6 protein-coding genes are annotated in these 12,237 nt (G+C 52.8%); 4 read left to right on the forward strand and 2 right to left on the reverse strand.

What is annotated here, in order from left to right:
- Positions 1 to 153: 153 nt before the first annotated feature.
- Both C7B82_RS06010 and C7B82_RS06015 read left to right on the forward strand, forming a co-directional pair.
- Positions 154 to 3,333, forward strand: coding sequence for a filamentous hemagglutinin N-terminal domain-containing protein (locus tag C7B82_RS06010; RefSeq protein WP_181357366.1), 3,180 nt, complete (start codon positions 154 to 156; stop codon positions 3,331 to 3,333).
- 4 nt (positions 3,334 to 3,337) lie between these two features.
- Entirely contained in the window at positions 3,338 to 5,980 is a 2,643-nt protein-coding gene (locus tag C7B82_RS06015) for a CHAT domain-containing protein (protein WP_106255400.1), read from the forward strand.
- Positions 5,981 to 6,132: 152 nt separating this feature from the next.
- Here C7B82_RS06015 and C7B82_RS06020 read toward each other — a convergent pair whose 3' ends face one another.
- Positions 6,133 to 7,788, reverse strand: coding sequence for an acetolactate synthase large subunit (locus C7B82_RS06020; RefSeq protein WP_425443600.1), 1,656 nt, complete (start codon positions 7,786 to 7,788; stop codon positions 6,133 to 6,135).
- Between the two features lie 290 nt (positions 7,789 to 8,078).
- Complete coding sequence (locus C7B82_RS06025) at positions 8,079 to 9,443, reverse strand: NAD-dependent succinate-semialdehyde dehydrogenase (protein WP_106255401.1); 1,365 nt, start codon at positions 9,441 to 9,443, stop codon at positions 8,079 to 8,081.
- Between the two features lie 425 nt (positions 9,444 to 9,868).
- Between C7B82_RS06025 and C7B82_RS06030 the strand changes: the two genes are divergently transcribed.
- Both C7B82_RS06030 and tpiA read left to right on the forward strand, forming a co-directional pair.
- Complete coding sequence (locus tag C7B82_RS06030; protein ID WP_245939756.1) at positions 9,869 to 10,303, forward strand: response regulator; 435 nt, start codon at positions 9,869 to 9,871, stop codon at positions 10,301 to 10,303.
- Positions 10,304 to 10,586: 283 nt separating this feature from the next.
- Positions 10,587 to 11,321 (forward strand): triose-phosphate isomerase, encoded by a 735-nt coding sequence (gene tpiA / locus C7B82_RS06035; protein ID WP_106255403.1) that lies wholly within the window; start codon positions 10,587 to 10,589, stop codon positions 11,319 to 11,321.
- The last annotated feature ends 916 nt before the right edge of the window (positions 11,322 to 12,237 follow it).

A 12,237-nucleotide genomic window follows, 5' to 3' on the forward strand; every position in this document is an offset into this window, starting at 1 on the left:
GTTAAAGGCTGATGCCGCTACCCCTAGTTCTTCTATACAGGGTTTGAGATAAGCTCTAACCAGGGTGATGAGCAGCATGCGCCACACACGGCAGAGATGCTGCTTATAGCAAGTAGTGAATCTGCCAAACGCTTGAGGATTGCTGAGGTATTTATGCAAGCAATTTCAGGAATCGGTAGTCTGCTGCTGGTCTCAACACTGCTGGCCGCAGTGTGGCCTTGTCAAGCACAGGTGAATGGAGCGATCGATGGCACAAAGACGATCGTGAACCAGGCTGGCAACACGTTCACCATCACGGGTGGCACTATCGCAGGAAGCAACCTGTTCCAAAGTTTTCAGCAGTTTGGACTCACCCAGGAACAGACGGCTAACTTCCTTGCCAGTCCTGGCATTCAGAACATTCTGGCGCGGGTGACGGGGGGCGACGCTTCGGTGATTAACGGGCTGCTTCAGGTATCGGGCAGTACTGCCAATTTGTACCTGATGAACTCAGCCGGTATAGTCTTTGGTGCCAAGGCACGGTTGGATGTAGCCGGTTCCTTTATAGCCACAACCGCTAACGGCATTGGTTTTGGCGACAAGTGGTTGAATGCCGCTGGTACGAATGATTACGCTACGCTGCTGGGGCAACCTGACCGCTTTGCTTTCACGGTGTTGCAACCAGGGGCGATCGTCAATGCTGGTATTCTTGCCGTCGGTGCCAACCAAGGCCTGCTACTGCTCGGTGGCACTGTCGTCAATACCGGACAACTCATCGCCTCAAGCGGACAGATTACGATCGCGACGGTTTCAGGTCAGAGTCTGGTGCGCCTGAGCCAACCCGGTAGCTTGCTAAGTTTTGAGCTTGCGCCCCTGCCATCCAGAGCCCCGCGCCCGGCTCCAGGGGAAATGACTGCCGCAACCCCTCAACCCAATGCTTGGACATTGCCGATCGCCTCTCTACCCGCTTTACTCACTGGGGGCATCGGTGTCAATGCCACAGGCTTTACAGTCAACCAGGCGGGTGTTGTAGCGCTCACTGGATCAGGATTGGCGATCGAGCCTGGCGATGTCGTTGCCGGTCACTTGACTGCTGGCACGGCGACGCTGGCGGCGACTCACAATCTCACACTGGTCGAAAGTCAACTGCAAACCACAGGTGATTTGAGTTTGCTGGCAACCAATACTGTGCGACTGCGTGATAGTGCTGCAAACCCCACGATCCTTCAAGCAGGCAAGACGCTGCTCATCCGGGGCAACCAGGGCGTTGATCTCTTTGCCTTAAACCATCCGGCTAGCGGACTGTTCTCTGGTGGCGATACCGTACTGCGCTCTGCCAACCCGATACGGAGCGATGTGCATTACGTTGTGGGGGGCAATCTCAAATTCGAGGATCTAAACGGCAAAGCAGGCACCCTCTTCAGCCTCAACGACCCAGTCATCTTGGCGGCAGGGGATGTGACAATGGGAGACTACACCGGCGCTTCGCTGCATATTCTGGCAGGGGGTAGTGTGACGTTGGGGGCGATCGTCATTGATAACGTCGATACCACCGCTAACACGATTAACCCTGCCAACCCGAATCCAGCGCTGGCTAGCCTTGCCAGCCTTACCCGTGCCGATGGTAGCCCACTGTACGTCAACGTCACGCCGACGCTGGATAGTGCTGGGAACGTGCAGCGCCTGCCTCAAGCCAGTCATCAGTTGGTAATTAATGGCAGTACCAGACCAACCCTGGATGTGAGGGCAGGCATTAATTGGGCCGCACTGGGGGGCGTACCGGGGCAAAGCTTCTTCCCGAATCCGTTTCCACCCGGTACAGCGACGACTGGGCCTACACTGACGGCTCCACCCAGTAGTGCCGATCTTACAATCGCTAGCATTTCGATCGCCAATGTGTTTGATACCATCAACGGGATTGGTAGAAGCAATACGGTGCTACTGACGAACCAATATGTCCCCAATCTGGCCTTAGCAGGTGGTGCCATCCGTGTGTGGGGACAGAGCTTTCTCCTGCCGACGGGTGAACCAGACCCCAAAGGCATCACAGCGGCAGGTATTTACTTAAACAATGCCCCCGGCGTGGTGGTGATCGACTCCCGCTCCAGCATTACCAGTGGGAACATTATTGCCCGTCCCAGTTCCATTGACCTGCGGGCAGTAGGCAATATCACAACGGGAGATCTGGCGGCCTCGGCTCCGTCTCAGACCAGCCAGGATTCGGTTGTCCTGGTTTCCAAAACGGGGAATATCGTTGTGAACACGATCGATGCCGGGAGCAATGGCATTGATGTCCAGGCTGGCGGGCTCTTTCAGGCGATCGCCGCCGTCAACAACGTGCTGGACGGGCAGGAATTTTTTAGTATCAATGTCCTGCCCCAACCGGGTACAGATCTGCGGGCCTTCCTGGATCAAAAAGGGATTACGGTTGCGCCCAACACGTCCATCCCCATTAGCTTCCCGCAACAGCCGATCGTGAGTCTGATTGCTCGTCCGCAAAGCCCGACCCAAACTGGGAAAGCTGCTGGCTCCTTAAATGCTCCCATCACCATTACCTATGGTGGGGGGACTCGGTTAATCCTGGATCAAACGATTCCAGTCTTTCACGGGCTTGACCCAGCCAATCCTGGTATTCCAACCGTCGGACGTATCATCATTCGGGGCAATAATGAGGCCTTCTATGCTGGATCGGTTGTCACACCGTTTCTGCCCATCACCAGCGATGCCTTTCTCAGCCGCAATAATGTCACGAATACCTACGAACCTGTCACTGCTGCAACGAATGTGCAGTTCGGGCTCTACCGTAACCATCGCTTTGCACCCCTGAGTTTTGGCTCAGTCAATTTTCCGAACACGGCTAGTGGCGTAACGGCGGCGATCGTCATTGGCGGCGGAAATGATAATGCCTTCTACGGTGCGACCCAGAACCAGATCTTTCCCCCGGTTGTGCCACTCGCCCCTGGAGAAAACGCCCCAAATGCCGCTACCAATGGCTTACAGCTTGGTACAGCCGTCCTGGTTACAGAACAACGGGTGGATAATCCATCTCAGAATGGGGGGTGTCGTCCAGCCAGCAATCTTGCGTTGGACACTGGCAGTGCCACCGCCCAGCCAGCAGGACGGGCAGCGTCCAGTCCCGCTAGCAATCCCTGCGTCTCTGCTAGAGCTGATGATGCACTCATTCTGCAAATTCTGGACAGTGCACCCAAGCAAACCAAAGCCTTAGAAGCCAGCGATCGCGCCAGGCACACCAACCCTATACCGAGCCAAGCAACACCGCAAAAGGCAAGACTGCCAAAGGCTTTGAAGCTCGCGCCCAACGTTTTGATACCAGCTACGACATGGCGAGAGTAATCTGATGCCGCCAATGCAATGCCTGCCCCCACTGGTGCTTCTACTAGTACTGCAAACAGCGTTGATCAGTCGAGCCCAGTCTTTACCCGTAACGGTCTTGACTCAGCCAATCGCCAATCGTGTCCTTTCGGCGGAACCCGATCGCACGGCTGCTGAATGGCAACAACAGGGCAGTCAACACTATCAGGCAGGACAGCTTGAGGCCGCGGTCAAAGCCTGGCAGCAGGCACGCACGCTATATCAGCAGCAACACGACCCAAGCGGGGAAGCGTCGACGCTCACCAGTCTGGGTGCTGTCTATGTACAGCTCGAACGGTATCGTGAGGCGATCGCGTCCCTTGAGGCGTTTCTACCCCTTGCACCACAGGTCAGTCGCCGTATGGAAGCACAGGCATTAAGTAATTTGGGCCTTGCCTATGTGGCGCTAGGCAACTATGCCGGGGCGATTGAATCCCAGCGGCGAGCGGGTAAACTCATGCAAACGAGCGGCGATCGTCGGGGCTTGGGGCAGGTATTGGTGAACCTGGGTAATGCGTTTAAAGCCGTGGGAGATTATGACAAGGCCACGATCGCCTATCAGCAAAGCCTCAAAATGGCGCGGCAGACGAACGATCTGGTGAGTGAAGGCACGGCACTGGGAAATCTGGGCAGCGTTTACAGTAATTTGGGGCAGTATGACGACGCGATCGCGGCACAGCAGCGCAGTCTAGAGCTTGCTAAAGCGACTGGCAATCGTGAAGGGCAGGCAAGCACACTCCTGAATTTAGGGACGGTTTACCATGTGCGGGGCGATCGCCAGAGGGCCATCAGCTATTACAACGACAGTTTGGCGATCGCGCGGCAAATGAACAACCGCAAGCGAACGGTAGAAGCACTTGGCAGTCTGGGCTTAGTTTATGAAGACTTAAAGGACTATACCAAGTCAATTGCCTACTACGAGCAAAGTTTGACGATCGTCCAGACACTCGACGACCCACAGTTAGCCGGACTAACGCTCAACAATTTGGGCCACGCTCTCTTTAGTGCTGGCAGTTTGACAGAAGCAGAAACACGCTTGCGAGAGGCGATCGCAAAGCTGGATGCCCTCCGCCCTGGGTTAAGCGACACGTACAAAGCCTCCATCTTTGACACCCAAATCTATACCTACAACCTGCTTCAGCAAATCTTGCTGGCTGCCCACAAGCCCGAAGCAGCACTGGAAATGACTGAACACGGGCGGGCACGGGCGTTTGTAGAATTGCTGGCAAGGAGGGGGCAAGCGGGGCAGGGGAGCAGAGGGACAGGGGAGCGAAACGGGCAGGAACCCGACACCCAACTCCCGACTCCCGACTCCCAACTAGCCGTGCAGCCCATTTCGATCGCCGCCATTAAAGCCGTCGCGCAACAGCAACAGGCCACATTAGTCGAGTATGCGATCGTACCGGATGATGACTTCAAGGCGCAGGGCAAGCAGCGTGCCAGAGAGTCTGAGCTACTTATCTGGGTAGTACAGCCAACAGGCAAGGTGGCTTTTCGGCGGGTTGATCTCAAACCTTTATGGCAAACCGGGTCAACGCTGGTGGATGTAGTTCGCCTTGCTCGTTGCCTGTCACCGCAAGTGAGCTGTGACGAACTTGCCCAGAAAATTCGCCCATCGGGAAGTAGCGCCGCGCAACCATCCGGTTCCAGTCAACTTCAGATTATGCCAACCTCATCCTCGCCCGGCGAGCAAGTGGGCAAGCGCCGCGTTCGCAAACAGCCCGGACTACGGAAACTGCATCAGCTTCTCATAGAACCGATCGCCGATCTGCTACCCCTCAGCCTCAACGCTCGCGTGATCTTTATCCCTCAAGAATCTCTCTTTCTGGTGCCCTTCGCCGCGCTTCAGGCTGCTGACGGTAGCTATTTAATCGAACATCACACCATCCTCACGGCACCCGCTATTCAAGTCCTGGAGCTTACCCGACAGCAACAGGCGAGAGGCAGAGAGCGGCACGGTCAATCCCCGCACGCTTCTCTCCTCAACCCTCTCTCCTCTCTGATCATCGGCAATCCCACCATGCCATTTGTCTCGACTGAACCGGGACAACCGCCAGAACAACTGCCACCCTTGCCGGGGGCTGAAAAAGAAGCGATCGCGATCGCCCAACTGCTAGGCACAAGAGCCATTACACGTAAGCAGGCAACTAAAGTCAGTCTGCTCAAAAAACTGACAGCCGCGCGGTTAGTGCATTTTGCTACACACGGGCTCTTAGAGTATGGCAGTCAAAATGCCTCCCTTAAGGGGCTAGGGATACCGGGCGCGATCGCCCTCGCACCATCCCAAGGCGATGATGGCTTACTCACGACCAGCGACGTACTCAATCTGCACTTGACGGCTGAACTCGTCACGCTTAGCGCCTGTGATACTGGGCAGGGCAGAATTACCGGCGATGGAGTGATTGGACTATCGCGTGCCTTTATTTCGGCAGGCGTTCCCAGCGTGATTGTTTCCCTGTGGGCAGTCTCTGATGCCGCGACGGCTAAACTCATGACGACCTTCTACCATGCCCTCCAACAGCAACCGGACAAAGCCCAGGCACTCCGACAGGCCATGCTCATCACAATGAAAGACTATCCTTACCCGCTTGACTGGGCAGCCTTTACGCTCATTGGCGAAGCCGAGTAAACGGTGTGAAAGACTTGATTTGATGGATGAGTCAACGTTGCATTGCACACTTCAACAGTTGCAATAGGGTTCATAAAGCACGATCGCCGTTGGAGGAATCAGCTACACTGCCCAAGGTGTGACCAAGCGGTACCTTTTTTCTTGGAAATCACCTAAAGATTGTTGTCCCAGCAACTCAAATCGCCAGCGCGTTGAGTAAAGCGGAGGTTTTCTCGATAATCCACAGGGCAGTCAATGACAGTGGGAACATCCTGCTCTAGCGCTTCTTTGAGAATTGGAATCAGATCCAAACAGGATTCTACACGGTAGCCTTTCAAACCCATACTTTCAGCAAACTTCACAAAATCGGGATTGCCAAATTTGATAAAGGCCGCGCTACCAAACTGGTTTTGCTGTTTCCATTCGATTAAGCCATAGCCACCATCATTGAAAATCAGCGTGACGAACGGCGTACCGATCCGCAGCGCCGTTTCCAGTTCCTGACAGTTCATCATGAAGCCGCCATCACCTGTGACGGCAACAACGCGCTGTTCGGGATGCACCAGCTTAGCCGCGATCGCGCCTGGAATAGCAATGCCCATCGCCGCAAAACCGTTAGAAATAATGCAGGTATTGGGGCGTTCGCAATGATAGTGCCGTGCCATCCACATTTTGTGAGCACCCACATCTGAGATCACAATGTCTTCTGGTCCCATCACCTGGCGGAGGTCATAAATAATTTTTTGCGGCTTGATGGGAAAACCGTCATCCTTTGCATACTGCACATAGTCGTTACGAATATCGGTGCGTAGCTCCAAGGCATAGGGGTCTGGTTTGTTGGCACGATCAGCACGATACAGAATTTCTCTCAGAGAATCAGAAATATCACCTACCACTTCGGCAACAGGAATATAGCTGCTGTCCACTTCAGCGGGCATAGCCCCAACATGGATAATCGGAATCGTACCCTCGGGATTCCATTTTTTGGGTGAGTATTCGATCAGGTCGTACCCCACACAAATGATGAGATCGGCGCGATCGAACCCGCAGCTGATATAGTCGCGTTGCTGCAAACCAACCGCCCAAAGTGCCAGCGGATGGGTATAACGAATCACGCCTTTGCCCATGAAACTATTAGCGACCGGAATATTCAACCGCGTGGCAAATTCAGTCAGCACTTCACTCGCGTTGGCTCGAATGGCACCATTGCCGACCAGGATCAACGGGTTTTCTGCGTGAGAAATAAAAGCGGCTGCTTTTTCAATGCTCTGAAACGACGCATAGGTTTTTTCTTTGTTATCTTTCACCAGAGGTTTACCAGGCGCAGGCATTGCCGCAATGTTTTCGGGCAAGTCGATATGAACCGCTCCTGGCTTTTCTGCCTGCGAAATCTTAAAGGCTTTCCGGACAATCTCAGGCGTGTTGCTGGGGCGGACAATCTGGGTGTTCCACTTCGTGACTGGCGCAAACATAGCGACCAGATCAAGATATTGATGCGATTCAATGTGCATCCGATCAGTACCCACTTGACCGGTAATTGCAACTAGCGGTGCGCGATCGAGATTGGCATCTGCGACACCCGTCATCAAGTTCGTTGCCCCTGGCCCCAAGGTGGAAAGACACACGCCTGGTTTGCCAGTGAGTCGCCCGTAGACATCAGCCATAAACGCGGCCCCTTGTTCATGGCGCGTGGTAATAAACTGAATCGACGAGTGTTTCAGCGCCTCAAGGACGTGCAGATTTTCTTCGCCCGGTAGCCCAAAGATGTAGCGAACGCCTTCATTCTCCAAACAGCGCACTAGCAGTTCGGCAGTATTCATCTCGCCCATGCTCTTTACCCCTTTCACAAAAACTAAGTATTCCCGTTGTGTCGTTCGCTCTCAATCAAGCAGTGGGTTGTGTCCAGTTCTTAACAAGAAGGAACATAGCGCTTCCTGCCACCCTCTTCCTGTCTTAGCACGTTCCGGACGATCACTCTTCAATTTCGTTACAAAGAACACAGCCGCAAAAAGGAAAGTGTTGGGAAGCGTTGACAGGTACCGTCTGAAACCAATCAAGGCTAAAAGCGAAAGCGTGTTATGACTTTCCTTCCTCATCCTTGATCTTTCATGTTTCCTGTCTACTGCACCCAGACAGTCTTGATGTTAACGAACTCATGAATCCCCTGAACGCCCAATTCACGCCCAAAGCCCGATCGCTTAATGCCCCCAAACGGTAAACGTGGATCAGACTTGACCATGCTGTTGATAAAGACCGATCCTGCTTCCAGTTCATGGGCTAAACGATCTTGTTCGGCTTGATCAGTAGTCCAAGCACTAGCTCCCAAACCAAACGGGGTGCTGTTGGCAAGTCGAATTGCATCGTCTATGTTCGCCACCCGAAACAGCATTGCCACAGGGCCAAATAGTTCTTCCTGAGCCGTAGAGCTATCGATCGGAACCTGAGTGAGGATCGTTGGCGGATAAAAATTGCCAGTACCGTCAAGGGGTTTGCCACCGATAAGCACCTGCGCGCCTTGCTGAATCGCGGTTTGTACCTGTTGTTCTAAATCTTGCAGAATGCCGGGTGTCGCTAACGGCCCAATATCGGTATCAGTCAGCATGGGATCGCCGACTTTGAGCGTTTGGTACTTCTCCAGCAGTCGTTTTTCAAACTCGTCGTAAATGGCATCTGCCACAATAAAGCGCTTGGCAGCAATGCAAGATTGGCCATTATTAATCATGCGTGCGGTGACAGCCGTGGCGATCGCAGTCTCCAGATCCGCACTGGGCAGCACAATAAATGGATCGCTGCCGCCCAATTCCAACACTACTTTTTTGATTTGCTTACCCGCTGTTGCTGCCAGACTGGCGCCTGCAGATTCGCTGCCTGTCAGCGTAGCAGCCTTAACACGATCGTCCGTCACCACCGCTGCCACCTGATCTGACCCAATGAGCAAGGTCTGAAACGCACCCTCTGGAAAGCCTGCTCGCTGAAGTATAGACTCGATCGCCAAGGCTGACTGAGGCACATTCGACGCATGTTTGAGCAAGCCCACATTGCCTGCCATGAGTGCTGGAGCCGCAAAGCGAAAGACCTGCCAGAACGGAAAATTCCAAGGCATCACCGCTAAAACAGCACCAATCGGCTGATAGCTCACAAAGCTTTTGCTCGCATCTGTTGGCACTGAGACATCCGCAAGGAACGCGGCAGCATGGTCAGCGTAGAAGCGGCAAACAGTAGCGCATTTCTCCACTTCGCCGATCGCGGCTTTCAAGGGTTTGCCCATCTCTAGCGTCATGATTTTGCCAAACGCTGCTTTTTCCAACTCTAGAATGACAGCGGCAGCCGTTAACCACTGCGATCGCCGCTTCAATGTAGTGTTTCTATACGCTTCAAACGTCTGCTGCGCCAGCGCTAACTTGTGCTCAATCTCGATCGCGGTCAGCGCGTCAAACGTTTTGATGGTCTCTCCTGTGGTGGGATTAATTGTGGCAATACCCATAGCTGTTCTCCGTTGACTCCTGACGTCTGGCTCCTGGTTTTCACCCATACTGCTGCAAGTCGTTCACCACAACTACTGATAAGACTCAGCAGCGTATAAGGACAGGATAAATACTGTCGCTTTGTCGCTCTAGACACATTAATTAACTCGTTGCCCCTTTCCCAGCATATCTACAGTTCCTGGGTTGAAGACAATCCAGACAAAATGGCTTTAAAACTTAAACTAAAATTAAGCTTTGGCCTTAGAATTGAAGCAAGCTTACCGTTCATGCCTTCGCCCTGTCCTTTGTTAAGCGTGATTGCTGCCTTATCTCATCGATCGCTCTAACGTTGCTACAGTCTCTCCGCGCTACAGTCTCTCCGTCAAATGTAACTGCTGCTGCGTTTGGTGTTATCCCTGACGAAGAGCCACCGCACTCCTCGCACTTGGAACGCATAGATTTTTATCTTCACAACCTGCAATCGTTAATGGTGAGCAACCATCGTCTGCTTGCAGTGGATGATGACGAAGACAGTTTGTTGCTGTTAGCGCAAACGCTGGCACGCCCGGATCGATCGCTGGCAACGGCTCAAAATGGCAAAACGGCGTTGAGGTTAGCGCAAACCTGGCAACCTAGTATGATTTTGCTCGATATTGTGCTACCTGATCTAAGTGGCTTTGATGTAGTGCAGCAGCTGAAGCAGAATGCGGCAACGGCTAACATTCCCATCATTGCTGTGACGGCTTTAGCAAGAGCGGACGATCGACAGAAGCTTTTGCAAGCTGGCTGTCACGAGTGTGTGAGCAAACCCTATCTCCTAGAAGACCTGGAACTGGCCGTCGATCGCTGCCTTGATCTGTCAACTTTAGCCTGCGCGTAGAATCTTTCTGAAAAGAATAGTGTTGCAAGTTAATGTGCTGTTACAAGCTCAGCTACGCGTCATCGCTTCCTGCTTACGCCCTGTCTGTGACCACCCGTGAACCCTTCAGCACCACTGTGGGAAAGCTTTTATGCCGTTGGCGACCCTTTCTCCTGAACGTTAAAGGCGGTTTTGCGATCCCCTAGCTCCTGCCCTCCTCACAGCAAACTGGATCGGTTGGTCACTAGAAGCCTTAGACTGAATGATGCAGTAAATTGTGCATTCAACCCCAACCGAGCGACCCGTGCGAAAAATAGTTATTGCTGGCAACTGGAAAATGTATAAAACCCAAGCAGAAGCAATGGAGTTTCTCCAGGGTTTTATGCCTCATCTCAACGACGTTGCAGACGATCGGGAAGTCGTGCTCTGCGTCCCCTTCACCGCTTTAGTAAGCCTGTCGCAGTCTTTGCACGGCAGCTTGATTCGCCTGGGTGCACAAAATGTTCATTGGGAAACGTCTGGAGCGTACACTGGAGAAGTGGCTGCGCCAATGCTAACGGAGATTGGCGTACGTTATGTCATTGTGGGGCATAGTGAACGGCGGCAGTACTTTGGCGAAACGGATGAGACTGTTAACTTACGCTTAAAAGCGGCACAAGCTGCCGGGTTGACACCGATTCTCTGCGTCGGTGAAACCAAGCAGCAGCGAGATATTGGCGAAACAGAATCGGTGATTTTTAGCCAGCTTGAAAACGGTCTTACGGGCATTGATCAAACGAACCTGGTTGTTGCGTACGAGCCGATCTGGGCGATCGGCACTGGTGATACCTGCGAATCATCCGAAGCCAACCGAGTGATTGGGCTCATTCGGGCACAGCTGACTAATCCTGATGTGCCAATTCAGTATGGCGGCTCAGTCAAACCCGATAATGTAGACGAAATTTTGCAGCAGCCCGAAATTGATGGGGCGCTGGTCGGTGGAGCCAGTCTGCAACCAGACAGCTTTGCTCGGATTGTCAATTTTTCAGGGGGTCAGTAGTTTCACTCCTTTTAGCGGCTGTAAAGAAAGCAGGCAGGCTCTGTAGCGATCGGTTGCCAGAAAGCAGAAGCCAAAGGAAGACTGATTGCTGAGTGGGTGGTGACTTAGGAATATAGATTAAATAAGGTCGCATACCTGGCGTAGGGGCATGGCAATGCGATGCCCATGCAGGATGCCAAATTTACAGATTATTCTAATTCACGCTCCCTAGAGAGTCTCTGAGGAGTAGTCATAGGAGCGAAACATGTGGTCAGTCGGCGCTCGAAACTCGCAAACAATGGTTGTCCGAATGCTTTGCCCTTATAGGTTGGGGATGCAAGCGGAACCTTTTAAGACTGCCCCTTCATCGGTGGATAGTACAATTTTCGCAGTGTCCCAACCTGACTGGTGCGATTAGTTTCTTTGCTGTGTAATTAATTTCGTGCAACTACTGAGCTGTCTGCTGGAGCCTTGCTTCCGCTTTGCGGTGGCTGATAGCTTCTGCAAATCTACGCGGTTATTTTTGAACAAGCCCTTAGCCTTTTGTAGGGCTTATAAAGCTTTAGTAAACCTGGCGCACTCGTTCTGGGTTATCGCTTTACGTATCTGTAATTGAAACGTGTAGTCGTTCAAAGCCTTCATGAAGATAGCCAGTAGACCTCAAAAACATCAGGAAATTGACCTACAAGTGATGTAGGTTAACCTAGCATCTGATTCAGGTCACCAATTGCACCCTGATCTTGTTCTTATACTGTCTGCGAACTGCAGAAACAAGATGTCTCTGCTACCAACTTATTCGCTAATCATCCAAGGCGGACAAGTGTCGATAGCGATCGCACGCTGAAGGCTGTCATGAAACGATGCAGAACACAGCGGCTGATGAAGAGAACGTAATGGAACTCTTTGCGATGTTCTTTAGTCCTTCATGGCGGGAACA

The organism is Stenomitos frigidus ULC18 (genome assembly GCF_003003795.1).
GTDB classification, from domain to species: Bacteria; Cyanobacteriota; Cyanobacteriia; order Leptolyngbyales; family Leptolyngbyaceae; genus Stenomitos; species Stenomitos frigidus_A.